Annotated in this window: 21 protein-coding genes and 2 pseudogenes; 9 read left to right on the top strand and 14 right to left on the bottom strand. The window is 62.3% G+C overall.

Annotated features, from left to right (window positions below):
• Positions 1-58: 58 nt before the first annotated feature.
• From phnY to AC1DLV_RS12385, 4 genes are all read right to left on the bottom strand, one after another.
• Positions 59-1516: a phosphonoacetaldehyde dehydrogenase gene (phnY, locus tag AC1DLV_RS12400; protein WP_476799864.1), complete on the bottom strand. Its 1458-nt coding sequence runs from the start codon at positions 1514-1516 to the stop codon at positions 59-61.
• An 11-nt stretch (positions 1517-1527) separates the two neighbouring features.
• Positions 1528-2784, bottom strand: a complete 1257-nt coding sequence (gene phnA / locus AC1DLV_RS12395; RefSeq protein ID WP_476799863.1) for a phosphonoacetate hydrolase — start codon at positions 2782-2784, stop codon at positions 1528-1530.
• 23 nt (positions 2785-2807) lie between these two features.
• Positions 2808-4010, bottom strand: coding sequence for a 2-aminoethylphosphonate--pyruvate transaminase (locus AC1DLV_RS12390; protein WP_476799862.1), 1203 nt, complete (start codon positions 4008-4010; stop codon positions 2808-2810).
• Between the two features lie 130 nt (positions 4011-4140).
• Complete coding sequence (locus tag AC1DLV_RS12385; protein ID WP_476799861.1) at positions 4141-5808, bottom strand: Na/Pi cotransporter family protein; 1668 nt, start codon at positions 5806-5808, stop codon at positions 4141-4143.
• Between the two features lie 141 nt (positions 5809-5949).
• Here AC1DLV_RS12385 and AC1DLV_RS12380 point away from each other — a divergent pair, with 141 nt between their 5' ends.
• Positions 5950-6819 (top strand): LysR substrate-binding domain-containing protein, encoded by an 870-nt coding sequence (locus AC1DLV_RS12380; protein WP_476799860.1) that lies wholly within the window; start codon positions 5950-5952, stop codon positions 6817-6819.
• A 255-nt stretch (positions 6820-7074) separates the two neighbouring features.
• Complete coding sequence (locus tag AC1DLV_RS12375; protein WP_476799859.1) at positions 7075-7731, top strand: TerC family protein; 657 nt, start codon at positions 7075-7077, stop codon at positions 7729-7731.
• Between the two features lie 470 nt (positions 7732-8201).
• Here AC1DLV_RS12375 and AC1DLV_RS12370 read toward each other — a convergent pair whose 3' ends face one another.
• Entirely contained in the window at positions 8202-8585 is a 384-nt protein-coding gene (locus tag AC1DLV_RS12370; RefSeq protein ID WP_476799858.1) for a YciI family protein, read from the bottom strand.
• Between the two features lie 175 nt (positions 8586-8760).
• Positions 8761-9669, bottom strand: coding sequence for a LysR family transcriptional regulator (locus AC1DLV_RS12365; protein ID WP_476799857.1), 909 nt, complete (start codon positions 9667-9669; stop codon positions 8761-8763).
• 137 nt (positions 9670-9806) lie between these two features.
• On the opposite strand from AC1DLV_RS12365, the gene gstA reads away from it, so the two are divergent.
• Positions 9807-10433: a glutathione transferase GstA gene (gene gstA, locus AC1DLV_RS12360; protein ID WP_476799856.1), complete on the top strand. Its 627-nt coding sequence runs from the start codon at positions 9807-9809 to the stop codon at positions 10431-10433.
• Complete coding sequence (locus tag AC1DLV_RS12355) at positions 10433-10762, top strand: DMT family transporter (RefSeq protein ID WP_476800074.1); 330 nt, start codon at positions 10433-10435, stop codon at positions 10760-10762. The genes gstA and AC1DLV_RS12355 overlap by 1 nt, the downstream gene beginning before the upstream one ends.
• A 68-nt stretch (positions 10763-10830) precedes the next feature.
• Here the strand turns inward: AC1DLV_RS12355 and AC1DLV_RS12350 are convergent, their stop codons facing one another.
• On the bottom strand, positions 10831-13308 hold the full coding sequence (locus AC1DLV_RS12350; protein ID WP_476799855.1) for a GcvT family protein: 2478 nt from the start codon (positions 13306-13308) through the stop codon (positions 10831-10833).
• Between the two features lie 261 nt (positions 13309-13569).
• Between AC1DLV_RS12350 and AC1DLV_RS12345 the strand changes: the two genes are divergently transcribed.
• The gene (locus tag AC1DLV_RS12345) at positions 13570-14229 is read left to right on the top strand and encodes a dihydrofolate reductase family protein (protein WP_476799854.1); all 660 of its coding nucleotides are present in this window, start codon (positions 13570-13572) and stop codon (positions 14227-14229) included.
• A gap of 33 nt (positions 14230-14262) precedes the next feature.
• Here AC1DLV_RS12345 and AC1DLV_RS12340 read toward each other — a convergent pair whose 3' ends face one another.
• The 4 genes from AC1DLV_RS12340 to AC1DLV_RS12325 all read right to left on the bottom strand — a co-directional run bounded on the left by AC1DLV_RS12340 (position 14263) and on the right by AC1DLV_RS12325 (position 19807).
• Positions 14263-15051, bottom strand: coding sequence for a DeoR/GlpR family DNA-binding transcription regulator (locus tag AC1DLV_RS12340; RefSeq protein ID WP_476799853.1), 789 nt, complete (start codon positions 15049-15051; stop codon positions 14263-14265).
• Positions 15052-15127: 76 nt separating this feature from the next.
• Positions 15128-17551 (bottom strand): GcvT family protein, encoded by a 2424-nt coding sequence (locus AC1DLV_RS12335; RefSeq protein ID WP_476799852.1) that lies wholly within the window; start codon positions 17549-17551, stop codon positions 15128-15130.
• Between the two features lie 76 nt (positions 17552-17627).
• The gene (locus AC1DLV_RS12330; protein WP_476799851.1) at positions 17628-18584 is read right to left on the bottom strand and encodes a PDR/VanB family oxidoreductase; all 957 of its coding nucleotides are present in this window, start codon (positions 18582-18584) and stop codon (positions 17628-17630) included.
• A gap of 23 nt (positions 18585-18607) precedes the next feature.
• Positions 18608-19807 carry an aromatic ring-hydroxylating oxygenase subunit alpha gene (locus tag AC1DLV_RS12325; protein WP_476799850.1) on the bottom strand — a complete coding sequence of 400 codons (1200 nt, stop codon included), beginning with the start codon at positions 19805-19807 and terminating at the stop codon, positions 18608-18610.
• A 103-nt stretch (positions 19808-19910) separates the two neighbouring features.
• Here AC1DLV_RS12325 and gcvA point away from each other — a divergent pair, with 103 nt between their 5' ends.
• The 3 genes from gcvA (at position 19911) to AC1DLV_RS12310 (ending at position 22775) form a co-directional block, all read left to right on the top strand.
• Positions 19911-20795 (top strand): transcriptional regulator GcvA, encoded by an 885-nt coding sequence (gcvA, locus tag AC1DLV_RS12320; RefSeq protein WP_476799849.1) that lies wholly within the window; start codon positions 19911-19913, stop codon positions 20793-20795.
• Positions 20796-20929: 134 nt separating this feature from the next.
• The gene (locus tag AC1DLV_RS12315) at positions 20930-22000 is read left to right on the top strand and encodes a GlxA family transcriptional regulator (RefSeq protein WP_476799848.1); all 1071 of its coding nucleotides are present in this window, start codon (positions 20930-20932) and stop codon (positions 21998-22000) included.
• Between the two features lie 463 nt (positions 22001-22463).
• The gene (locus tag AC1DLV_RS12310; protein ID WP_476799847.1) at positions 22464-22775 is read left to right on the top strand and encodes a DUF736 domain-containing protein; all 312 of its coding nucleotides are present in this window, start codon (positions 22464-22466) and stop codon (positions 22773-22775) included.
• A 72-nt stretch (positions 22776-22847) separates the two neighbouring features.
• Here the strand turns inward: AC1DLV_RS12310 and AC1DLV_RS12305 are convergent, their stop codons facing one another.
• The 3 genes and pseudogenes from AC1DLV_RS12305 to AC1DLV_RS12295 form a co-directional block, all read right to left on the bottom strand.
• Positions 22848-23060, bottom strand: coding sequence for a WGR domain-containing protein (locus AC1DLV_RS12305; RefSeq protein ID WP_476800073.1), 213 nt, complete (start codon positions 23058-23060; stop codon positions 22848-22850).
• A 15-nt stretch (positions 23061-23075) separates the two neighbouring features.
• Positions 23076-23466, bottom strand: a pseudogene (locus tag AC1DLV_RS12300) (type IV secretory system conjugative DNA transfer family protein); the annotation flags it as partial.
• Positions 23460-23613 (bottom strand): annotated as a pseudogene (locus tag AC1DLV_RS12295) (TraC family protein); the annotation flags it as partial. The pseudogenes AC1DLV_RS12300 and AC1DLV_RS12295, both read right to left, overlap by 7 nt.
• 253 nt (positions 23614-23866) lie before the next feature.
• Here AC1DLV_RS12295 and AC1DLV_RS12290 point away from each other — a divergent pair.
• Positions 23867-24293, top strand: a 427-nt coding sequence (locus AC1DLV_RS12290) for a MobA/MobL family protein (RefSeq protein ID WP_476836169.1), incomplete at its 3' end; no start/stop codon positions are given.

The raw sequence follows: 24293 nt of genomic DNA, 5'->3' as shown, positions 1-24293 counted from the left end.
GAATTGCACCGAACGCCTCGGACAGCGACGTCCTATCCTTAAACAAGAAGGTGCCGGCTCAAGACCATGGCAGTGAGAATGTCTTGACGTTGGTAAAGCTCTTCATCGCCTCGATGACGCCTTCCTTGTAGCCGTTGCCTGAATCCTTGATCCCGCCAAATGGCGACATCTCGATGCGATATCCCGGGACTTCCCAGATATTGACCGTGCCGACCTGCAGGCCGGCGATGTATTTTTGCATGCGGCGGAAATCATTCGTGCAAACGCCTGACGACAGGCCGAAGGCTGTCGAGTTGGACAGTGCGATCAGCTCGTCGTCATTGTCGGGCGCGCGCACGATCGGGATGATCGGCCCGAAGGTCTCTTCCATCACCAGCTCGGAGGTATGCGGTACGCGGTCGACAACGATGGGCGGCAACAGCGCGCCCTTGCGGCCTGGATCATAGAGCACTTCCGCCCCTTGTTCGGCGGCCATGTAAACGCGCTTTTCGAATAGGGCGGCAGCCTTCTCGTGTACAACAGTGCCGAGGTCGGTCGAACGATCCATCGGATCGCCAAATTTGAGCTTCTTGGCCCGCTCGAGCACCATCGGCACAAAGCGGTCGGCGACGCTTTCCTGGCACAGGATGCGCTTGACCGCGGTGCAGCGCTGGCCCGAATTCTTGGTGGCACCGGCGACAGCGAGATCCGCCGCCTTGGCGAGATCGTCGTCGGAGAGATCGTTGAGGATGATCAGCGGATCGTTGCCGCCGAGTTCCAGCACGGTGCGGCGATAGCCTGCGGTGTTGGCGATCATCTTGCCGACCGGCACACCACCGGTGAAGGTGATCAGCTCGATGTTTTCATTGGTGATCATCTCCAGTCCGATGTCGGCTGGCATGCCCGTCACCACCGACAGCATCTCGGGCGGCAGGCCGGCCTCGTAGAGGATGTCGGCGAGGATCAGCGCCGTCATCGGGGTGAGTTCGGTCGGCTTGACCACCACGCAATTGTTGGTGGCGATCGCTGGTGCCACCTTGTGCGACACCATGTTGAGCGGATGGTTGAACGGCGTGATCGCCGAGATAGCCTTCAGCGGTTCACGCGTGGTGAAGATCTTCCGCGCCTTGCCGTGCGGGGTCAGGTCGCAGGAGAAGATCTGGCCGTCATCCTGGATGCACATCTGCGCTGACAGCGTGAACACGTCATAGGCGCGGCCAACCTCGTAAAGCGAGTCCGCCTTGGAGATGCCGAGCTCCAGCGTGATGATGTCGGAAATCTCTTCCTTGCGCGTGGCAAGCGCTTCGGCGGTGCGGAACAATATCTGCTGACGCTCATAGCGCGTCAGCTTCGACTTGTAGTTGGCGGCGATGTCGAAGGCCTGACGGGCATGCTCGGCACGCCCCGCCGGCACCGTTCCGATCACCGCATTGGTGTAGGGGTAGTGGACGTTGACGATGCCGTCGGCATCGACCTTGCGCCCGGCGATGCGCATGGGCTCATGGCGCACCTTGAACGTCGTTTCAGCCTTGACCATCGTCAACTCCCTCAGGCCTGCGCTGCGGCCATGGCAGCATAATAGAACGCATCGAAGTTGCGCAGCACCGGTTCGTTCGGCAGGCTGGGCAGTTTGCGATTGACGATGAACGGCACCGCCTGCTCGGTCAGGCCGCCATGCGAACGAAGCGGCTCGTTGAGTGCTGCAAGATCATGGCGATGCTCGCTGGTGCCGATGGTCTTGTTTTCCGACGAGACCAGCACGATGTCGCCGATGCGGTCGCTCGGCAGTTCGAAGCGTTCGCTGGCGGTGGCATTGTCGATGACAACGTCGATGCCCTCGATGGCGGCCAGGCGCTTCATGATGCCGGCCTGGTCGGCACCTTCGGGCAGGTAGGCGGTGGCAAACGAACCAAGCGCGCCGTGGTGGACGACATATGGGTCGGTGATCGGCAAGATGACGCGTGCGGCGTCCTTGCCCAGCCACTCGTCGAGCAGATCCTGGACATAGACTACGTCAGGAGTGCCGTCGGACTTGTGCTTGGGCTTCATGCCATGGTCGGCGGTAATAACAATGGCCGCACCCAGCGCGTCGAGTTCGCCGAGATATTTGTCGAACATCTCGTAAAAGGCATTAGCCTGAGGCACGCCGGGCGCATATTTGTGCTGCACATAGTCGGTGGTGGTCAGGTACATCACGTCAGGTTTGAATTCCTTGAGCAGCTTGACGCCAGCGGCAAAGACGAACTCCGATAGTTCGGCCGAGTAAACCTCCGGCACCGGCTTGCCGAGCCAGGCGGACGCGTTGTCGATGCCGTGCTCGGCCTTGGTCGAGACATCGGACTTTTCCGAAGAAAAGCAGATGGCGCGGCCGTCGTCGAACTTCAGGCCGCTGCCGAGAAGGGCGCGTAGCTTGTCTTTTGCGGTGACGACAGCAACGCGGGCGCCGGCATCGTAGAAGGCCTGGAAGACGGTCGGCGCGCGCAGGAAGCGCGGGTCGTTCATCATCACTTCCTTGCCGGTCTCGCGTTCGTAGAGGTAGTTGCCACAGATGCCGTGCACAGCGGGCGGGCGGCCGGTGGCGATCGACAGATTGTTGGGGTTGGTGAAGCTAGGGATGACGCTGTGGGCGGTGCGCTCGGTGCCCTTGGCGCGGATCTTCACCAGCGATGGCATCAGGCCGGCTTTGATCGCCTCGTCGAGATAGGCCGGCTCGCAGCCGTCGAGGCAGATGGCAATCGCCGGCACGCGCGGCCATTCGTAAGTGCGGCCGTTGGCGCTGACATTGATCGTGGTCATCTTGTTCATGGGGAGTTCCTTTAAATCTTTATTCAGGCGGCGAGCTTGGCGCGCTCGGCGATGGCGGTCGCGGGAGGAGCCGCTGTGTCGACGCCCATTTCCCTGAGCGACTGGCCGGCGGCCTCGACCACCTTGCGCATGACATGCTCGTCCATCTGCCCGATGCAGCCGACGCGGAAGCTGTCAGCTACCGTCAGCTTGCCTGGATAGATGATGAAGCCTTTTTCCTTCATCAGCTCATAGAACCGGTCGAAGGCGAAATCGGGATGGGCGGGGCAGAAGAAAGTGACGATGATCGGCGACAGCCAGCGGTCCTTGAGCAAGGTTTCGAAGCCCAGCTCGCGCATGCCTGCTACCATGACGTCGCGGTTTCTGGCGTAGCGCGCGCCGCGGCCGGCGACGCCGCCTTCGATCTCATGCTGGCGCAGCGCCTCGAGGAAGGCGGCGACCACATGGGTCGGTGGGGTGTAGCGCCACTGGCCGGTCTTGTTCATGTGCGCCCACTGGGCATGGACGTCGAGGCTGAGCGAATGGCTGCGGCCCTTGGCGGCTTCGAGCTCGCTCTTGCGGGCGATGATGAAGCCGAAGCCGGGCACGCCTTCGATGCATTTGTTGGCCGAGGACACCATCGCTTCGTAGCGGATCTCGCTGACGTTGAGGGGTATGGCGCCAAATGCGCTCATCGAGTCGACAAGAAACTTGCGGCCCTTGGCGTAGACGACTTCGGAAATCTCGGCGACCGGGTTGAGGATGCCGGAGCTCGTTTCGCAGTGGACGAGAATGACATGAGTGATGGCCTGGTCGGCATCCAGAGCTGCGGCCACTTCATCGCAGCGCGGCGGCATGTAGTCGCCCTTGTCGATCGCCACACAGTCGCGGCCGAGGTAGCCGAGCGTCTGAACGATGCGCTGGCCGTAGGCGCCGTTGACCAGCACCAGGACCTTGCCGTCGCGCGGAACGAACGAGCCCAGCATTGCCTCGACGGCGAAGCTGCCGCTGCCTTGCATCGGCACGCAATCGAAGTCGCTGTTGCCGTCGCCGAGCATGGCGAGGAGACGCTGGCGCATGTCGGCCGTCATCGCCCTGAAGTCGCCGTCCCATGAGCCCCAGTCGCGAAGCATCGCCTGCTTGACCGCATAAGAGGTCGTCAGCGGCCCGGGCGTCAGCAGATAGGGTTCGCCGAGTGCTGGTGCCGGGAAGGGGGCTTGAGCCGCAAGCTTGTGTTCGGACAGCATTTCTTTCTCCTCGCCGTCTTCAGATGTCTGGTTCGGCTTCACATTGCTGACCGGCAATCCATATGTAAAATCGTTATTTTGTATTCATTCATAAGCTGAAACGATGATGGCTAGATGACATGCAATTTCGTCATGCCGTCTTGGCGAGCCGGCTTTCCAGAAGATCGCCGCTCTGGGTCAGGATCGGATAGGCGACCGAGACCAGAAGGGAGTTGAACTCCTTGAGCGCCCGCACCGCTTCGAGGTGGATGTCGCTGGTCTCGATACTTTGCGGCGAGCCCGATTGCAGGCGCTTGAGATGCCGCTCGTGGCTATCGCGTTCGAGCTTGCGCATGCGCTCCTTTTCGACCACCAGCTGGCGCGCGGCGTCTGCATCGCCCGACACCAGCACGTTCATGGCGATCTGCATGTTGGCCAGTACGCGGTCGTGCAGGGCGGTCAGCTCGCCCCAACCTTCCTTGGAAAAGCTCAGCCGCTTGTCGTTCTTCTCTTGGGCCAGCACCAAAAGATTCTTAGCGATGATGTCGCCTGCATGCTCGAGATTGATGGCAAGGTCGGTCAGCTCGATGCCGCGCCGTGCCTCCTCCTGGGTCATCGTCCCGCGATTGACTTCGGCGATGTAGAGCTTGATGTCGGTGTGGGCGCGGTTGACCTCTTCGTCGAGCTTGCGCACCTGCTCGACACGGTCACGGTCGCCGGAATCGAAAAGATCCATCACCGGGCGCAGCATGATCTCCACCACTTCGGCCATGCGCAGCACCTCGCGCGTGGCGCTGGCGAGCGCGACACTCGGCATCTTGATCACCGTGCGGTCGAGCGCACTGACCCGCCGCGACATCAGGTTGAAGCTTTCCGAACCGCGGGGTGCGTCGGGCAGCAACATCGCTACCAGCCGCTCCATCGGCCCGGTGAAGGGCAGGCACAACACCAGCAGCGCCAGGTTGAAGGCAAGGTGCATGTTGACCACCTGCCGGGCCGCACTGGCGCCGAACCAGGTCATCGGGATCTCTATCGCCTGCATGGCAACGAGGATAGCGATTGCCGCCGTTGCGCGAAAAATCAGATTGCCGACCGGAATGCGCCGCGCTTCGATCGCCAGGCCGCGCGTCAGGCCAACGGCAACGAGACCGGCACCCAGATTGACGCCGAGGATCATCGGCACCGCCACTTCGGCCGGTAGCACGCCTTGGGCTGCCATCGACATGAACAGCAGTACCGAGGCGACGCTGGAATGGATCAGCCAGGTGAACAGCGCCGCAGCACCGAAGGCCGTTACCGGATCGCTCCGGAGGTAGTCGATGGCCATCGGCAGCAACGCGCTGTGGCGCATGGGTGCAGTCGCTTCGCCGACCATGCGCAGCGAGATCAGGATGAACGCGATGCCAAGCAAAGTGCGCCCGGTCTGCTTGACGATGCGCGCCTCGAATTTGAGGAACATGGTGGCGCCGAAAAACAACAGCAGCGGCACCAGCCAGCTGAGGTCGAAGGACAGTGCCTGCACCACCAGCGCCGAGCCCACATCGGCCCCCAACATCACGGCGAGCCCGCCCGAAACGGTCAGGACGCCGGTAGCGGCGAAACCGGCAGCGAGCACGGCGACCGCGGTTGCGCTCTGCAAAAGAATGGCGAGCAAGGTGCCTGATGTCGCGGCCTTCAGTCGGCCTTTGGTCGCGCCACGCAACGCCTCGCGCAGCACCGCGCCATGGGCACGTTCGACGCCGGTGCGGACCATGCGCACCGCCCACAAAAGCAGCATGATGGCGCCGGCCAGTTGCAGCAGGATGAACATGAAATGCATGGCCGCGAGCCTCCGATTGCAAAGCGCGCAGCTGTGGCGCTTGCCTTATCTTCGGTGGTTCTGGATATAAATCAAATCGTTAGTTTCGATATTTGTATTGGCTGAGATTATTGGTATTCTACCCGATATCAGGGAGTAGGCATGCGCTACGTACAGCTTCGGGCTTTCCATTATGTCGCGATTTGCGGCGGCTTTTCGCGCGCCGCCGAGACGCTGTTTCTCACCCAGCCGGCGATATCCGACCAGGTGCGCAAGCTCGAGGAAGAATACGAAGTCCTGCTGTTCAACCGCCACAAGAAGCAGGTGACGCCGACGGCAGCCGGCCAGCAATTGCTCGAAATCACGCGGCGCATGTTCGACACCGAGCAGCAGGCGCTGGAGCTTCTGTCGGAATCCCGCGCGCTGCGCTCGGGCACGTTGCGCATCGTCGCCGACGCCGCCCACCATCTTCTGCACATTCTAGGCCAGTTCCGCCAAAAATATCCCGGCATCCAGGTGTCTGTGCGCGCCGGCAACACCGAAACCGTCATCTCCAGCCTCTACAGCTACGAGGCCGACATCGGTGTGCTCGGCGAAATTCCAATCGGCCGCGATTTCGAGGTGGTCAAACTGAACTCGACGCCGATCATTGCCTTCGTGTCCACCGACCACCCGCTTGCCTCGGCCAAGTCGCTGTCGCTGCACGAACTGTCGCTGCTGCCGCTGGTCATGCGCGAGCGCGGCTCAAAGACCCGCGCCAAGCTGGAAGACTTGGCCATCAAGGAAGGCTTCGAGTTCAAGCCCGCAATCGAGGCGGAAGGCCGCGAGGCGGTGCGCGAGATCGTGGCTTCAGGGGCGGGCATAGGCTTCGTCTCCGCTGCCGAGTTCGGGCAGGACGCGCGGCTGGTGCAGATCCCGATCGCTGCACCCGAAATGCTGATGGATGAGGCGCTGATTTGCCTCAAGGAGCGCAGCGGCGGCAAGCTGGTGCGGGTGTTTTTGGATATTGCGCGGTCGATGGCGGCGGGTTGAAAGCAAGTGTGTCGCTGGGTTTTTCAACCGCACATTCTGTCTTGAATTTCTCGCCTTGGTCGATTACCAAACCGTCACCAGGCCGGGCCCCTCTGGCAGTCAATAATGACTGTGATGTCGGACTGGAATTTCAATCCGGCGGCCTGGCTTTGACGTTCCGTACTCCTTGACAGCACTTGGCGAGTTTCGCGCGGGTTCCGCGCAAAACAGAGCATGTGCGAGCCACGCCGCCCTAGCGACAGCAAAGGGTGCCGCATGACAGAATTAATCACTCCCGAAGCCTTATCGGCTCTCCTCCAGGTCATCATGATCGATCTGGTCCTGGCGGGCGACAACGCCATCGTAATCGGCCTCGCTGCCGCGGGCCTGCCCAAGGATCAACGCGCCAAAGCAATCCTCATCGGCATCATCGCAGCAACCGTGCTGCGCATCGGTTTTGCCGCGGCAACGACACAGCTCCTTCAGATCGTTGGCCTGCTGCTGGCAGGCGGCGTGCTTCTGCTGTGGGTGTGCTGGAAGATGTGGCGCGAACTCCGCCATAGCCATGCCGAAGAGACGCAGGCCGTCGAAGCACTTGCCGAGGCCGATATCGATGGCGACGGTAAGGTCGCCGGCGCCGCCCCGCGCAAGACCTTCGCGCAGGCCGCGTGGCAGATCGTCATTGCCGACGTGTCTATGTCGCTCGACAACGTGCTCGCCGTTGCAGGTGCTGCCCGCGATCACCCCAACGTCCTGGTCTTCGGCCTTGTTCTGTCGATCGCGCTGATGGGTATTGCCGCAAGCTTCATCGCCAACCTGCTGCAGAAGCATCGCTGGATCGCCTATGTCGGCCTGGTGATCATCCTCTATGTCGCCGGCGAGATGATTTACCGCGGCGTCCTGGAGGTCATGCCCTATATCAGAGGCGCCTGAGACGGGCCCATGCATGCCGGAGCGACATTGCTCCGGCATGCAACCTTCAACAACCTACCAAGCCATCGCTTGCCCCAAAATATTCCTCTAGTGTGAAACAATTTTTCATGCTATGAATAGTCGGTCTTCGGATTTGATCGGCAGAACGACCGCATCCGAACATTCGCAGAACCAATCAACCGAACCGCGAGCTGAAGTGGCCAACGCTTCAGACAGGTCGTTATTGACCGGCGATAGCTATGAAAACGGCTTCGACCCTACTGCAGCTTCTGGCACTGAGCGCATGCATCGTGGCTCGGCTGCTTTGCGCTGGCGAGCTTCAAATGCCGGGCGTGCGCCGGGCCATGCAGACGATCGCGGTGCCGGGCAACCGGCGATCACCGAGTGCCTTGGTCAAGCAAAACCTGCATATGTCAGCGCCGTAGCGTCGGAACAGGCAATGGCGAACAGTTCAGATGCCGAAAGCTTCGCTAACTCTCGGACCGCGCCGCCATTGGGACGCCGGGGACATAGAGCGAAATCGGCCGGATTTCATACACGGCTGTCGGATTGGCGGAGCGCAACTCGCGTGCCGCTGCGACAGCTCCGTCGATCGTTGGATAGTCCACGACGTAGAAGCCGAGCAATTGCTCCTTGGTCTCGGCAAAGGGGCCGTCGGTGACGAAACCGAGTCCTTTCCCCCTCAACGTCACTGCGCTTTCCGTCGCCCCTAAGCGCGCCGCCGGACCCAGGTGCTTTTCTTCGACGAGGCGATCGTTGATCTCCAGCAGATCCGTCATCAAAGCCGCATCCTCCTCGTCAGTCCAGGATTCGACCACTCCCTCCGCGTGATACGCCAGGATAGCGTACAACATCGTTGCCTCTCCCTTGCCTGTTCATCTCGATATCAGCGTCAAGCCATTATTCAGGTTCGAATGCGCTCGAGCAAGCCTGCGTGATCTTCGGAGTAAATTGCAGCATCCTCCAATGTGTTGCTTAGCCCGCGCGCCAAAAGCTACCCGGCTGCCACCCCTAACACACGGTCACCGCTCAGCAGCGCCTGCCTTCGAACAGGTCGCGTTCGCGGGCGAGGCCGTCGCCGACGACATCGAAGAACGCGCGGACCCTCGCGGTGCCTTTCAAGTCGGAGTGGGTGACAATCCACAGTTCGCCGGCAACCTCAGGCAAAGGCGCGGCAAGCGCGCGGACGAGACCGGGCTCGCCGTCGCCGAGATAGCAGGGCAAAAGCGCCATGCCGATGCCACCCCTGGCGGCGACTGCCTGATTGACCAGGCTATTGGTGCGGTAGACGAAAGCGTCCGCCGCAACGGCTCGGTCGAGCCAGTCGGCTGCCATGATGCCGCCCGCAGTCTCCTCCCAGCCGATCAGCGATTGACTGCCAAGGTCGTCAGGGCCCTCGATCGGTCCGCCATGGGCCTGGAGATAGGCGGTGGATGCGAAGAAGGTCCATGCGACGCCGGCAAGCTTGCGGCCCCACAGGTCACCTTCCTTAGGGCGGATCGGCCGCAGCGCGATGTCGGCCTCTCGGCGCGACAGGGAGAGCACGCGGTTTTCGATCACAAGTTCGACCATGATGCCGGGATGTACCTGCTGGAACGCGGCAAGGTGGCTGGTCAGCCTGGAGTAGGCCAGAGTCTCCGATGAGGTGACTCGCAGTCGGCCCGACAGCCGGCCGTCGGCACCGGCGATGTCGCGCGCCAGAGACAGCGCCTCGTCCTCCATGCGTTCCGCGGCGGCCGCCATGCGCTCGCCAGCAGGTGTCAGCTGGTAGATGCCCCCGGGAAGGCGTTCGAACACCCGCACCGCCAGCCGCTGTTCGAGAGCATTGAGCCGGCGAAACACGGTTGAGTGGTCGATGCCGAGCACTCCAGCTGCTGCGGTGAGGCTGCCAGCGCGGGCTACAGAGAGCACTAGCCTGAGTTCGTTCCAGTCTTCCATGCGTGCCTTCTAGCACGCCCTGGTCTTGCAGTCATGCAAGCGCAGTTGGCAAAGACCCAATGAGCATTGCGAATACGCAACGACTAGATTTGTCCCGGAAGCAACGGCCAAACGGTCAGAACCCAAGAGGACAGATCATGAAACTCTATTACGCCACCGGCACCTGCTCGCTGTCGCCCCACATCGTGGCGCTCGAGGCCGGCATCCCGCTCGACATCGAGCGGGTCGACATATCTAGGAAACCGCATGTCACCGGCTCCGGCCACGACTTCGCCAAGGTCAACCCCAACGGCTATGTTCCTGTGCTCGAACTCGACGGCGGCTCGCTTCTCACGGAAGGTGCGGCGATCATCCAGTACCTCGCGGACCTCAAACCGGAAGCGAATCTTGCGCCGGCGGCCGGCACGCGCGAACGCTATCAGGTGCAGTCCTGGCTCAACTTCGTCGCCACCGAACTGCACAAGATGTACAGTCCCTGGCTGTTCCATCCCGAATATGGGGCCCAGGCGCAGGAAGTGGCGCGCGGCAAGATTGCCCAGCGGCTCGCCTTTGTCGAAAGCCATCTCGCGGCTTCCGGCCCGTTCTTGATGGGCGAACGCTTCACCGTCGCCGACGCCTATCTGTTCACCATCGTCGGCTGGTCGGGCTTTGCCAAAGTCGACCTCTCGGCTTTCCCAAGCCTGCGCGCCTATATGGGCCGCGTCGGAAGTCGGCCAAAGGTGCGCGAGGCGATGCAGGCCGAAGGTATGAAGCTCGCCGCATGATGAGCCAGGGTCTCGCCTGGATCCTGCTGGTGATCGCTGGGCTGCTCGATGTCGCCTGGGCGGTGTCGATGAAATATTCCGAGGGCTATACCAAGCTAGGATGGAGCATCGTCTCCATCCTGCTTCTCGGCGCTTTCGTCTATTTGCTCGGCCGCGTGCTGGACACGCTTCCTGTTGGCACGGCCTATGCGGTGTGGACGGGAATCGGAGCGGCCGGAACCGTTGTCATGGGTGTCGTGCTGTTTGGCGAACCGCTCGGGCCCATACGACTTGGTGGCATAGCTGCCGTGCTCGCCGGCATCGCCATGCTCAAGCTCGCGCCGGCCTGACCGCTTGCGAAAAAGCCCCTCCCTATGGCGGGAGGGGCAGTGGGGGGTAGAATCGAAGATTGGAACGGTCAGGCCGCGGCGCGTAGCTCTGTGCTGTCGGCCTTCACCCGTTCGGACTTTGGATCGTAGGGCGCCTTGAGATGGGCGGTGGCTGCGTGGCGCTCGCCAGCGAGATCGATCTCGTAGCGGCCGCTTTCGATGAACGACTTGTCGACGCCTTCAGCGTGTTCGATCAGCCCGAGTGCTACGGATCGGCCGAGCGTGTGGCCATAGCTCGCCGAACGCACTTCGCCGACCGGCTTGCCGTCGCGCAGGACCAGCTCGCCACCCCACAGCATCGGGGCCGCATCATCGAGCGTGAACTGCACGATGCGGCGCGTCAGCTTGCCCTTGGCCTTTGCCTCGGCCAGCGCGTCGCGCCCAATGAAACCGCCCGGCTTGTCCATCGACACCGCGAAGGCAAGCCCTGCCTCGTAAGGATTGATGTCGGGCGTAAGCTCCCGGCTCCAGGCCCTGAAGCCCTTTTCGATGCGCAGCGCTTCGAGTGCGTAGTAACCGCAATCGGTGAGGCCGAGGTCGCGACCGGCCTGGTCCAGCGCTTCATAGACGCCAACGGCGAATTCGGTCGGCACGATCAGCTCCCAGCCAAGTTCACCGACATAGGTCATGCGGTTGGCGTAAGCGGTGGCATAGCCGACGTCGATCTCTTTGATCGTGGCGAAGGGGAATCCGGCATTGGACAGATCAGCCGAGGTGAGCTTGGCCAGGATGTCGCGTGAGCGCGGCCCCATCAGTGCCAGCACCGAATAGGACGAGGTGACGTCGGTCAGCGTGACGTGCGCGCCCTCGGGGATGTTCTTGCTGATCCAGTCGGCATCGTGCACAGCTTGGGCCGAGCCGGTGACGATCAAGAACTTGTCGCGCGCCAGCCGCATCACGGTCAGGTCGCTCTCATAGCCGCCGCGCTCGTTGAGCAGGCCGGTATAGACCGAGCGGCCGATCTCGACGTCGATGTCGGCCGCACAGATATGGTTGAGCGCCGAAGCGGCATCCCGGCCCTGCACCATGATCTTGGCAAACGAGGTCTGGTCGAAGATGCCGGCGGCCTCGCGCACGGCCTTCATCTCGCGCTTGACCGCATCGTGCCAGTTCTGGCGGCCGAAGGAATATTGCGTCTCGGGCTTTTCGCCCGCGCCGGCGAACCAGTTGGCGCGCTCCCAGCCCATTTTCGAGCCGAAGCAGGCGCCCTTGGCGGCGAGGCGGTCATAGAGCGGCGAGCGGCGGAAAGGCCGCGCGCTGTCGAGCTCGCGGTTCGGCCACGGCATGGCATAGTGGAGTCCGAGCGTTTCCTTGACGCGGTCGTGCAGCCAGCGCGGGTTGTTGTTGAAACCGGCAAAACGCCTGATGTCGACCGGCCACAAATCCATTGTCGGCGAACCGTTGACGATCCATTCGGCGAGCGCCTTGCCGGCACCACCGGCACTGGCAATGCCCATCGAATTGAAGCCGGCGCCGACGAAGAAGTTCTTGAGCTCCGGGGCTTCGCCAAGGATGAAATTGTTGTCGGCGGTGAAGCTTTCCGGCCCATTGTAGAATTTCTTGACCTCTGATGTTTCCAGCTGCGGCACGCGCACAAGCGCATTCTGCATCAGGATCTCGAACTGGTCCCAGTCGTCGGGCAAAAGCGCGAACTCGAAATTGTCGGGAATGCCGTTCATGCCCCATGGCTTGGCCTCAGGTTCAAAGCCGCCCATGACAAGGCCGCCAACCTCTTCCTTGAAATAGATGAAGCCGTCGGGATCGCGGAGCACCGGCAGGTCGGGATGCACGCCCTCGATCTTGCCGGTGACGATGTACATGTGTTCAGCCGAATGCAGCGGCACGGTGACGCCGCACATCGCGCCGACCTTGCGCGCCCACTGGCCCGCGCAGTTGACGACGATCTCGGCTGTGATGTTGCCCTTGTCGGTCTCGACGCCGCAAGCCTTGCCGTCCTTGACGGTGATGCCGGTGACACGCACGCGCTCGATGACCCGCGCCCCGCGATTGCGCGCCCCTTTGGCCAGCGATTGGGTCAGGTCGGTGGGGTTGGCCTTGCCGTCGCCCGGAAGCCAAACGGCGCCGACAAGATCGTCGATGGCCATGACCGGCCACTTCTCCTGCGCCTCCCTGGCCGAAATCACCTCGATGTCGACGCCCTGTGCGCGAGCCGAAGCGGCAGTGCGCTTCAGCACCGTCATGCGGTCGGCGCTGCGGGCAACCGACAGCGAACCGCAGTTTTTCCAGCCGGTGGCAAGGCCCGTCTCAGCCTCGAGTTCGCTGTAGAGCTGTGTCGAATATTTGATCAGGCTGGTCATGTTGGCGTGGCTGCGCAATTGCCCGACCAGGCCTGCGGCATGCCATGTGGTGCCGCCGCTGAGCTGGCCCTGTTCGAGCAGCACGACGTCTTTCCAGCCGAGCTTTGTCAGGTGATAGGCGACCGAGCAGCCGACGATGCCGCCGCCGACGATGACGACGCGTGCCTGCGTCGGGAATTCCTGCGCCATGATGAAACAACCTCCCAAAGGTGAAGGCCGCACTCTATCTCGGTCGCAACAAAACGCAACATTAATTGCAACAAATAATCACATACCAAGCGGGGAGACGTGCGACTACACCGTCTGTCGGGAAGGGCGAACGGTACCGCATGCCAAGGCGGGCTTGCGTGCGGGCTGCAGTGCATGGAAATTTCGCTAGCTTTGTCGGAACGCACCGCCGCCGAACGTCTTCAAAGCGTAGAGCCAGCAGGGGCGATGAAGGAGAACGACATGAGAAAGATCGTGGTGGGTGCATTCATGAGCCTCGACGGCATCATGCAGGCGCCGGGAGGCCCCGAGGAGGACCCGATCGGCGGCTTCAAATATGGCGGCTGGGGCGCGCCCTATTTCGACGAAACGATGGGTGAAGCGGTGGGCGAGATGTTCGCCAAGCCCTTCGACCTGCTGCTTGGGCGCAAGACCTGGGACATCTTTGCCGCGCACTGGCCTTATGTCGGCGCCGACGATCCGATTGGTCCACTGTTCGACAGGATCAATAAATATGTCGCGACCCGTAATCCCAACCTGAAACTCGGCTGGCAAAACAGCCATTCGCTGGGCACGGACGCCGTTGCCGCCATGCACAAGCTGAAGGCCGAGGACGGACCGGATCTCTTGACCCAGGGCTCGACCGATTTCCTCAAGACCCTGCTCGCCGCCGACCTCGTCGACGAGCTCAACATCTCGATCTTCCCGCTGGTGCTGGGCAAGGGCAAGCGCCTGTTCGGCGACGGCACACGACCGTCGGCACTGAAGCTGGTTTCCTCGAAGGTTTCCGGGACGGGCGTGACCGTCAACAAATACGTTCGCGATGGCGACATCGTCACCGGCTCGTTTGAATTCGAGACCCCAACCGATGCGGAACTGGAACGGCGTAGAAATCTGAGCTGAAAAGTCTTGGCTGGCGGCATCCGCCGTCAGCCATCAATCGCCGACGATCACCTTCGGTCCCTTCCGTTCCAGCGCCTCCGCCATGGCAGCGGGGGGAGGGGCGTCGACGATGACGCCGGCGGCGAGCTCGAAGCGCGGGATGCGCAGCGGGGTCAGCTTGCCGAACTTGGAACTGTCGAGCACGAAATAGGCTTTTGCAGCGGTCGCCGCCATGCGCGAGCGCTGCTCGGCGCCATTGCGGGTGAAGTCGGTGACCTCGCCCTCAGGCGACAGTGCTCCGCCGCCCAAAAACGCCACATCGACACGGAAGCGGCTGATTGCCTCCAGTGCATCGATGCCGATGGCGGCTTCCTCCGATGGATCGATTTCGCCGCCCAGCATATGCACGCGCACATGCGGCTGACGGCACATGTGCAGGGCGATCACCAGACTTGTGGTGCAAACCGTCAGGTTCTGCTTGCCGGTCAACGCGTGCGCGACGGCAAGCGTGGTGGTGCCGGAATCGAGGAAAACGACCATGCCGTCCTCGACCAGATTGGCTGCGGCGCGGCCGATGGCAGCTTTGCCCGTAGCATTTTCCTGGCTGCGCTCGTTGAGCGCCGGCTCGGTTGCTTCAAACAGCGTCGCCCCGCCGTGGACGAGGTCGAGCTGGCCGCGCTCGGCCAGATGCTTCATGTCGCGGCGGATCGTCTCCCGCGACACGTCGAAGAAATTGGCAAGCTCGGTGATGCCGACAGAACCGTCGGCGGCAAGCCGCCTCAGGATCTCGTCATGGCGGCGCGGCGCGAGCGCCCGGGCGTTGGAACTGTGCGAGTCGGACATAAGGCCAATGTGGCGATATTGGCCTCATCGAGCAAGCATATGTTGCAATATGTGGCAGCTGGCCCGGATGTTCGGTTCACATGCGGACACGCTCGCCGGCGGGATCGTACACGCATCGGTCGACGACGGTTGCGCGGCTGCGGCGGCCGAAGGCCTCGACCTCGATCGCCTTGAGCCCCATGTCCTCACCCTTGAGATAGCCGAACACCAGCGACGCGCCCACCGTATGACCGAAGTCGCCGCTGGTCGTCATGCCGACAATGCGACCGTTCACCGACATCGCCTCGCCGCCATAGACCGACAGCGGCTCGTCGAGCCGGAAGCAGGCGAGTTTGCGGCTCAGCCCAAGTTCTTTCTGCGCCGCAAGCGCCTCGCGGCCCTGGAAATCGCCCTTCTTCATCGACACGGCAAAGCCGAGGCCAGCTTCCAGCGGTGTGTCGTCGGGCGTTATGTCTGCGCCCCAATAGAGGTAGCGCTTTTCCATGCGCAGGCTGGAGATCGATTTGTAGCCGACATCGGCGATGCCGAACGCAGCGCCTGCGTCCTTCAGCACCTCGTAGACATAGGCCATGTATTCGGTGGGCACATGCAATTCCCAGCCGAGTTCGCCGACATAGGTGACGCGCGCGGCCATGACCGGCGCCCAGCCGACGCGGATGTTGCGGCAGCTCATATAGGGGAAGGCGGCATTGCTCACGTCATCCTCGCTGACCTTGGCGAGCACGTCACGCGAAAGCGGTCCGCACAGATTGATGACACCGTATGCACCGGTCACATCCTGTACGCTCACCGAGCCGTCGCGCGGCATGTGACGGCGGATCCAGCCACCGTCGCGCGTGCCGAAGGCCGAACCGGTGACGACGTGGAAGACGTCCTCGCGCGGCCGCATGATGGTGAGGTCGGCTTCGATGCCGCCGCGCTTGTTGAGAAGCTGGGTGTAGATCACTGCACCTTCGCCGCGATCTACATTGGCGGCCGCTAACCACTGCAGGTAAGAGAGCGCGCCCGGTCCTGCGACCTCGAATTTCGAAAATGACGACTGGTCGACAAGTGCCACGCCCTCGCGCACGATCTTGTGCTCGCGGCCGATCACCTCGGCATAAGGCGCGCGCTCGAAGGTTTCGAGCGGCGGTTTTGCCTCGCCGGCTTTGAGAAAATAATTGGGCCGTTCCCAGCCGAATTTGACTCCGTTGACGGCGCCTTGCGCGGTCAAGGTCTGGTAGAGCGGTGAGCGGCGCAAGGGGCGGCAGGCCGAACGTTCCTCCTCTGGCCAGGCGATGGCGTAATATTTGGAATAGGCCTCAATGGCGCTGTCCCTGAGATAGGCGAGGCCACCATGCGGCTTACCGAAGCGGCGCAGGTCGAAGGCCCACAAATCCATCCCAGGGTCGCCTTCGACGATCCAGTTGGCCATGGCGCGGCCAGCACCGCCTGATGCCGCGATGCCCGAGGTGAAGCCACAGGCAACGAAGAAGTTCTCATAGTCGCCGGCAAGGCCCATGACCGGCTCGCCGTCGGCCGAGATCGGGATCGGGCCGTTGACCACTGCGCGCACGCCGAGTTCACTGAGGATCGGAATGCGGTTGGCAGCACCTTCGATCACCTCCGACATGCGCTCGAGATCATCGGGGAGCAGCTCCTGGCCAAAGCTCATCGGCAGCTTGCCGAGACCATAGGCGGCGCGGGTTTCCTTTTCCCAACCGCCGATCGCCATCGCTCCCGGCTCCGGCTTGACGTAGAAATTGGCATCCGGGTCGCGCAGGGTCGGCAGGTCGTCGGGCACCATGGGCGACTTTTCGGTGACGAAATATTCGTGCTCCACAACGGTGATCGGCAGGTCGATGCCAGCGAGTTCGCCAAGCTGGCGCGCCCACAGCCCGGCTGCGTTGACGACGATCTCGCAGCCGATCTCGCCCTCTGCAGTCTTCACGCCGGTGATGCGGCGATCCTTGATGGTAAAGCCGGTGACCGTCACGCCCTCGACGATGCGCACGCCCCCAGTGCGCGCGCCCTTGGCGTAGGCATGGGTCAGCGAATAGGGATCGACATGGCCATCCGAGGCGATCCAGGTCGCCCCGCGCAGGTCCTTGGTGTCGACAAGTGGGAACAGCTTCTTGACCTCGTCGGGACCGACAAGCTCCATGTCGAAGCCGTAGCTCTTGGCAGCGGTATGGGCGCGCTTCAGTTCTTCCCAGCGCGCATCGGAGGCAGCGAGCCGCAGGCTTCCGACATTCTTCCAGCCGACATCCTGCCCGGTCTCCGCACCAATCTTGGCGCAGAGATCGGCGCTGTATTGCATCAGGCGCGTCAGGTTCACCTTGCTGCGCAGCTGCCCCATGAGGCCGGCGGCGTGCCAGGTCGAGCCCGCCGTCAGCACGTTCTTTTCTAATAGCAGAACGTCTTTTTCACCCATCTTGGCGAGGTGATAGGCGATGGAGGTGCCAAGGGCGCCGCCGCCGACAATGACGATGCGGGCGTGCGAGGGGACTTTGCCGGACATGCTTTGACTTTCCAAGTGAGCTCGCGGCTGCGAGGGGATTTCGGGATTGCTCAGCCGGTGTTCGCCGGCAATTTCATCAGAGGTCGAGAACAAGCAGTGGTGAATTGGCCCGCGAACAGCACACGGTGAGGAATTCGCGGCGTTCGTCTTCGGTGAGTGCGGTGTCGCGGTGGTCAGGTTCGCCGTCGAGGTAACCGACCATGCAGGAGCCGCACATGCCTTGCCGGCAGCTCGTCTCGATGCGGTGGCCGGCCGCCGTCAGGGCCGCGAGCAGCGACTTGCCATTGGGCACGTCGATGACCGCACCGCTCGAGGCGATCTTCACCTGGAAGGACCGGTCACCCGCCTCAATCTTTTCCTCAGGCGCGAAGCTCTCGACATGCACCTGATGGCGCGGCCAGCTTTCGGTCGCCTTGGCGAAAGCCTTGAGGAAGCCAGCCGGGCCGCAGGCATAGGCATGCACGCCGTCCGCCACCTCACCGATGAGTGCCGCCATATCAGGACGCTTTGCCGGGTTGTTGTCGTCGTGATGCAGGGCCGCGCGACCGACCTTTACCTCATCGACGATGAATTCGCCGAATGCCGTTTCTTCCATCGAGCGGGCGCAGATATGAGCGAAAAAACTCGCCTTGGCGGCCTTGAGATGATGGATCATCGCGATGACAGGCGTGATGCCAATGCCACCTGCCACAAGGATATGGTGCCGCGCATCGGCGGCGAGAGGAAACCCGTTGCGCGGCGGATCGGCGCGAACCACCACGCCGCGCGAAAAGGCTTTCGCTATCTCCAGCGAACCGCCTTCGCCCTGCTCCTCGCGCTGCACGGCGATCCAGTATTCAAACGTCTGCGCCGGGTCACCGCACAGCGAGTAGCATCTGGCACGGCCGCTCGGGAGGCGGAAGTTGAGATGCGCGCCAGCTTCCCAGGCCGGCAGGCGCTCGCCATGCGGCGAGACTAGCCGATAGGCCGAGACCCTTGCGGTGAGCGCCCTGATTTCTGCAACCTGCAGCAGGATTTCCGGCCTGGAGAGCATGATGTGGCCTTGTCTTGGGAGGATCAGGCGCCCATCTGGCGGGCGTACCATCTGACGTAGCGGTCGACGTTCTGCTCTTTCAGCGGCGAGTAGGGGCCGGGCTGGAATCCCGGCGAGTTCACCCCGATCCACTGGCGCCGGCAGATTTCCCAGTCCTCCGACATTACCTCGTCATGGAAGGCCGCGACTTTTTCGGGGTCGTAGTCCCGGCCCTCGACCGCGTTCTCGTCGACCAGCCAATAGCCGCGCACGATGGTCTTGGTCGGCGAAACCGGGGTGATGCGCACCGTATGGGCATAGTCGGAATTGGCGTGGCACCAGAAGTTGATGTTGGTGTTGGCGCGCGCCGTGCCCATGTCGGGATCGGAGAAGCCGGCCATCAGCACCTTGCACACCAGCTGACCGTCGGGACTTTCGGTGACCATGCCCTTGCGCACCGGCGTGCGGTTGGCGCGGAACCATTCGGCGGTATAGTCCGACGAAGTATTGACGCGGGCGGTGTCGAGACCGGCCTTTTCCCAGCGGATGGCGCAGTCGGCCAGGCGCTCCGATATCTCGTCTTTAAGGTCCGGATTGTCGTTTTCGGTGTCGTATTGCACCGACACATAGCCGTGATGGTTGGCCTCGCAGTGGTAGCATTCGCGGTTGTTTTCAACGACGATCTTCCAGTTCACGTCGAGCTCGTAATCGCGGATCAGCGCGATCTTGGCCCGTGCCATGCCTTGCGATTTCAGGATCGGCGAGAGGTGGTCGCGCAGCTCGTGGAACGGAGAGGGCGTGTCGGACAGGTTGACGAAGATCAGCCCGTCGAATTCCTCGGCATGAACGCGTTTGAGACCATGTTCGGCCTTGTCGAAATCCTCGCCCATCATCGGCGCGCCGATCAGGGTGCCGTCATGGGCATAAGACCATGAGTGATAGGGGCAAACCAGCCGGGTCGCCTTGCCCGTTTCCTTGGTGCAGATGATGGAGCCGCGATGGCGGCAGACATTGTGGTGCGCATGCACCTTGCCGTCGCGGTCGCGCACCACCACCACCGGGGCTCCGCCGACATTCAGCGTCATGTAGTCGCCCGACTTGGGCAGCTCGATCGAATGTCCAGCGAAGAACCAGTTGTTGCGGAAAATCCGCTCCTGCTCCTCGGCGAAGATCTCAGCATTGGTGTAGAAGTCGCGCGGCAGGCCGTGACCGGGCCGATAGCTGTTGAGCCAGTGAACATTCATCGCAGCGCCTCCCAGTGCTTGTTTGAGGCAGATTAGAATTGTTCTTGTCTGGGTCGGCAAACGCGATTACCTTAGGGGAACACCAAGAAAAACTAATGGTACTATGGCAACTGCCCGACCCCCGCTGAACTGGCTCCGGGCATTTGAAGCTGCTGCTCGGCTTGGAACCTTTGCGGGTGCCGCCAGCGAGTTGAACGTCACCCCTTCGGCGATCTCACAACATATCCGGGCCCTGGAACTGCGTCTCGGCAAGGAGCTGTTCGACCGCCATGCCAATGGCGTGAGGCTCACCGACCGTGGCCGTCGCTATGCGGAAGATCTTGGCCGCGGCTTCCAGATGATCGACGAGGCAACCGCCAAGCTTGCCGGGCGCGGCATGCGTGAAATGCTGGTCGTGCACGTGCCGACCTCGTTTGCCAGCCAGTGGATCGCACCACGGCTCGACTTGTTCCGCGCCCAGCATCCGACCATCGATCTGAGGCTGACCGCGCTCGACCACGGCGAAGGCAAGGTCGATGCCGCGATCGAGTTTGGTTGGGGCAACTGGCCCAAGCGCGAGGCGACGCTGTTGCTGCGCGACGAAACCTTTCCCGTCTGCGCGCCGAAATATGCCGCCGGCCTCACCTCGCCTGACGACCTGCAAGCCGGGGATCTGCTGCATGTGCCAGGCTATGACGAGGACTGGGACAGCTGGCTGGCACATGCTGGCGTGAGCGGTATCGACACCTCCGCCGGCTCGTTTTTCGACCAATCAATCATGGCGATCCGTGCTGCGATCGAAGGCAAGGGCGTGCTGCTCGGCAGAACCGCCCTGATCGAGCGCGAACTCGCCGCAGGCCTGCTCGTCGCTCCCTTCAAACAGCGCCTTCGCGGTGCCGGCTCCTACTGGTTCTTGACCACGCCGCAGAAGGCGAAAACGCCAAAAGTCATCGCCTTCGGCGACTGGCTGATGAGCATGGTGCAGCCAACCGTCGCCGCCGAAGGTTGAACCTCTGCGCAACAAAAGCAGCTGTCGGTGCATTTTGACATGTTGCGTTTTGTGTTCTTTTTTGCCAATTTGTGATCATGCTGTCTCGTTTGAGGCAATCGGCTCTGGTTGAAGACCGGGGTCGGGGAGGGCACATGAACGCACCGAACAAGCATGCGGACTTCAACGTCGAGACCTGCTGGCCCGGTGCAAAAGCGTTGCCCGGCGCCTTGCCCCAGCCGACCGGCTCAGCTTCGCCAGCCGAATTCCCGCCAGCCGAATTCCTGGTGCTTGTGCTGCCCGGGTTCTCGCAACTGTGCCTGTCGTCGTTGATCGATCCGCTGCGGATTGCCAACTCCCTATCAGGCCGCAGCCAGTTCAGCTGGCGGCTGATGAGCCTCGACGGCTTGCCGGTGGAATGCGCCAGCGGCATTTCGATTGCGGTGACAGGCAGCTTCACCGAGCATCAGAAGGCCATGGCGCTCGACCCGCAATGCGCTGTCGTCATCTGCGCAGGCGAAGGCGTCGAAAAGCACGGCTCGCACGAGCTGCGTGCCTTCCTGCGCCGTGCCTTTCGTTCCCATGTGCCGATCTATGCGCTGGGCACCGCGACATGGTTGCTTGCCGAAGCGGCGTTGCTCGATGACGTCAAATGCACCATCCACTGGGGCAAGTTGGCGGCACTTTCAGAGACGTTTTACGACCTCGCCATCGACGATGCCCTGTTTGTGCGCGACGGCCAGATCGTCACCTGCGCCGGCGAACTCGCAGCCTTCGACCTCGCCTTGGAACTGGTGCAAGAGCGCTGCGGCACCGAGCTTTCCCGCCGCATCTGCCAGCATGTCACGGCCGACCGTTGGCGCGATGGTGCAAGCTGCCAGTCGGTGCCACCAGGGCTGCGCTACGGCAGTACCGGCAAGAAGCTCCTGCGCATCATCCAGCTCATGGAGCGCAACATCGAGGACCCGCTGTCGCTGGAGGAGATCGCAAGTCAGGTCTCGCTTTCGCGTCGCCAGATCGAGCGGCTGTTCGAACGCCACCTCTCAACGACACCATGGCAGCATTATCTCGCCCTCAGGCTGGCCAAAGCTCGCCAGCTGATCGAACTGACGCCGATGCCGATCATGGATGTCGCGGTTGCCTGCGGCTTCGTTTCCTCGTCGCATTTTTCCAAGAGCTTCCGCGACCACTTCCAAGTCCTGCCGAGCAAGCTGCGCGCTGCATAGTCGCGACTACGGCATCGATGCCCCTGAGGTGTTCGCCCCGCTGATTTCGCCGGCACCTGCTTTGCTGGCACTTGCTTTGCGGGCTCGGCTGCGATCGGAAGTGGGGCGTCTGTTTAGCGCTTAGGAACACAACCCGGCAGTCAGCCGTGCGGTGACAGATGACATCGGCACACTGGCCGCGGTGTCCTTCCTTCCCTGTCGCGACAGCCGGTCCTTCCGCTGGCTCGATGGGGCATGTCCGATCGCAGAGCGGCTTCGCCTCGATCGTTATCCCGCAACGGCAGGCGCAGGTTTCTTCCCCTGCAAACAGCGTTCGCATTCCTCGCGAGCCAAGAAAGCCGCTTCCTGCCGCCCTCCATTTCATTGCGGCCCTGACGGGTGCGGTTCGATCGTCTCCGATCTTTTCGACTGCCATCGAGGTCGCGAAGGGCGCGGCCCGAAACACGAGAAAGGAATACCACTCATGACGACCATTGGCTCATTCACCAGCACCGCCAACGGCTTCACCGGTTCGATCAAGACCCTCACCCTCACCGTCAAGGCCCGCTTCGAGCGCATCGAAAACCCCTCCGACAAGGGCCCGCACTTCCGCATCTTCTCCGGCTCCGTGGAGCTCGGAGCCGCCTGGCAGAAGCACTCCGGGCAGAGCGGTCGCGACTACCTCTCGGTCAAGCTGGACGATCCGAGCTTCCAGGCTCCCATCTACGCCACCCTGGTCGAGGTGGAAGGCGAGCAGGGCCTCCAGCTCATCTGGTCCCGCCCCAACCGGGACTGACCGGCCGAGCCCGGCCCCGCCCACAAGGCGGGGCCACACCTCTGGCTCTTGGAGCGTCAGGGTTGTCTCATCTTAAGCACCTGCTGGCCCGGCTTCCCTTGGCGCTCGATAGCCCCGCCGCTTCTCCATCGTCTCCAGACGCTTCATAGCGCGTTGAGCGTCGTCGGTTTCATCGAAGGTTTCCATCATGGCTTGCCCATCGATGCCAATCCGCCGCCAGTTTCGGATGACCCATGCGCCGCCAAACAAGGTCGGCTGGAAAGTGAGGCTGTAGAACCGGCGCACGTTCAAATCCCAGGTCGACACGGTGGCGGTAAAAAGCTGAAGTGCGGAGGCGCGAAAGCAGTCGTCCCACGCCGAATGTATGTCTCGGCTGGTCGGTCATCACCCATGTCACTACAGCAACAATGTCCTCTTCCTTCGTGCCGCCGACGCGGCGATCCATCGAGCGCGTTGAAGTCGGTCGCGGGACCAATGGGATCGAGCACGATCACCTTGCGGTCGGCTTTGCAGCGATGCGCGATCATCATCGGTGCGATCTCAGAGGACGGATCAAGCACCACCAGGCCGCCGCCCATTTCAGCGCGGTTGGGATCGCACCGACGTAGTCTTGAAGCCGCCCAGGCCGACGAAGAAGATGCCAGGTGGACGAACCTAACGAGCTGTCGAAACAGAAGAACAGCGAGCTGCCAGTAACTCGGCTTCGTCGCTTTCAATTTCGCCGAGGCCAGCCCGAATTGCTTTGAGCCCGATGCGCTCGGCCTTGCGCATTTCCGCTTGCCTCAGTTGCCTGAAGGCGGGCGATTTCTTGCCTGATCTTCGATGAGGGTCGTTTCATTTTGGATGAACCTTCCTTGTCTGGATTGAGCGAAACGCCAGACAAAGATCGACGGGGAGGGTGCGAAGCGCATTCCCGTTTATTCTGCAGTCGGCGGTGGCGACGCTCTCAACGATGATCCCGCCGTTCCGAAGGAGCGGTCCAAGGGCGCAATTATACGTCGCTGGCGCGACGCCTTGCTCAACGGCCTGTCCAGCCAGCCGCTCCTGACGAACGCCGAGTGTCCGTTCGCCATCCAGGAGCAATCTCTGCCGTGACTGTCCCTCACTTCTCCGTCAGCATCGTCAGCCGCGGCGACGGCCGCAGCGCGGTGCTGTCGGCCGCCTATCGCCATTGCGCCAAGATGGAGTACGAACGCGAAGCGCGCTCGGTCGATTACACCCGCAAGCAAGGGCTACTCCACGAGGAGTTTTCGGCACCACCTGATGCGCCGCAATGGCTGCGCAGCCTCATTGCCGACCGCTCGGTGGCAGGTGCTGCGGAAGCCTTCTGGAACAAGGTCGAGGCTTGCGAGAAACGCGCAGATGCCCAGCTTGCCAAGGACATCACCATTGCCTTGCCGCTGGAGCTGTCGTCCGAGCAAAACATCGCACTGGTCCGTGATTTCGTCGAACGACACATCCTCGCCAAGGGCATGGTTGCAGACTGGGTCTATCATGACGCGCCGGGCAATCCGCATG

The sequence above is a fragment of the Aminobacter sp. 01T433 genome (assembly GCF_056398585.1).
This window is presented reverse-complemented; position numbering and strand designations above follow the sequence as displayed.

Bases quoted from the DNA above. Each gene is read 5' to 3' on its own strand.
- phnY (WP_476799864.1), bottom strand. From the start codon at position 1,516: ATGGTCAAGGCTGAAACGACGTTCAAGGTGCGCCATGAGCCCATGCGC.
- phnA (WP_476799863.1), bottom strand. From the start codon at position 2,784: ATGAACAAGATGACCACGATCAATGTCAGCGCCAACGGCCGCACTTAC.
- AC1DLV_RS12390 (WP_476799862.1), bottom strand. From the start codon at position 4,010: ATGCTGTCCGAACACAAGCTTGCGGCTCAAGCCCCCTTCCCGGCACCA.
- AC1DLV_RS12385 (WP_476799861.1), bottom strand. From the start codon at position 5,808: ATGCATTTCATGTTCATCCTGCTGCAACTGGCCGGCGCCATCATGCTG.
- AC1DLV_RS12380 (WP_476799860.1), top strand. From the start codon at position 5,950: ATGCGCTACGTACAGCTTCGGGCTTTCCATTATGTCGCGATTTGCGGC.
- AC1DLV_RS12375 (WP_476799859.1), top strand. From the start codon at position 7,075: ATGACAGAATTAATCACTCCCGAAGCCTTATCGGCTCTCCTCCAGGTC.
- AC1DLV_RS12370 (WP_476799858.1), bottom strand. From the start codon at position 8,585: ATGTTGTACGCTATCCTGGCGTATCACGCGGAGGGAGTGGTCGAATCC.
- AC1DLV_RS12365 (WP_476799857.1), bottom strand. From the start codon at position 9,669: ATGGAAGACTGGAACGAACTCAGGCTAGTGCTCTCTGTAGCCCGCGCT.
- gstA (WP_476799856.1), top strand. From the start codon at position 9,807: ATGAAACTCTATTACGCCACCGGCACCTGCTCGCTGTCGCCCCACATC.
- AC1DLV_RS12355 (WP_476800074.1), top strand. From the start codon at position 10,433: ATGAGCCAGGGTCTCGCCTGGATCCTGCTGGTGATCGCTGGGCTGCTC.
- AC1DLV_RS12350 (WP_476799855.1), bottom strand. From the start codon at position 13,308: ATGGCGCAGGAATTCCCGACGCAGGCACGCGTCGTCATCGTCGGCGGC.
- AC1DLV_RS12345 (WP_476799854.1), top strand. From the start codon at position 13,570: ATGAGAAAGATCGTGGTGGGTGCATTCATGAGCCTCGACGGCATCATG.
- AC1DLV_RS12340 (WP_476799853.1), bottom strand. From the start codon at position 15,051: ATGTCCGACTCGCACAGTTCCAACGCCCGGGCGCTCGCGCCGCGCCGC.
- AC1DLV_RS12335 (WP_476799852.1), bottom strand. From the start codon at position 17,551: ATGTCCGGCAAAGTCCCCTCGCACGCCCGCATCGTCATTGTCGGCGGC.
- AC1DLV_RS12330 (WP_476799851.1), bottom strand. From the start codon at position 18,584: ATGCTCTCCAGGCCGGAAATCCTGCTGCAGGTTGCAGAAATCAGGGCG.
- AC1DLV_RS12325 (WP_476799850.1), bottom strand. From the start codon at position 19,807: ATGAATGTTCACTGGCTCAACAGCTATCGGCCCGGTCACGGCCTGCCG.
- gcvA (WP_476799849.1), top strand. From the start codon at position 19,911: ATGGCAACTGCCCGACCCCCGCTGAACTGGCTCCGGGCATTTGAAGCT.
- AC1DLV_RS12315 (WP_476799848.1), top strand. From the start codon at position 20,930: ATGAACGCACCGAACAAGCATGCGGACTTCAACGTCGAGACCTGCTGG.
- AC1DLV_RS12310 (WP_476799847.1), top strand. From the start codon at position 22,464: ATGACGACCATTGGCTCATTCACCAGCACCGCCAACGGCTTCACCGGT.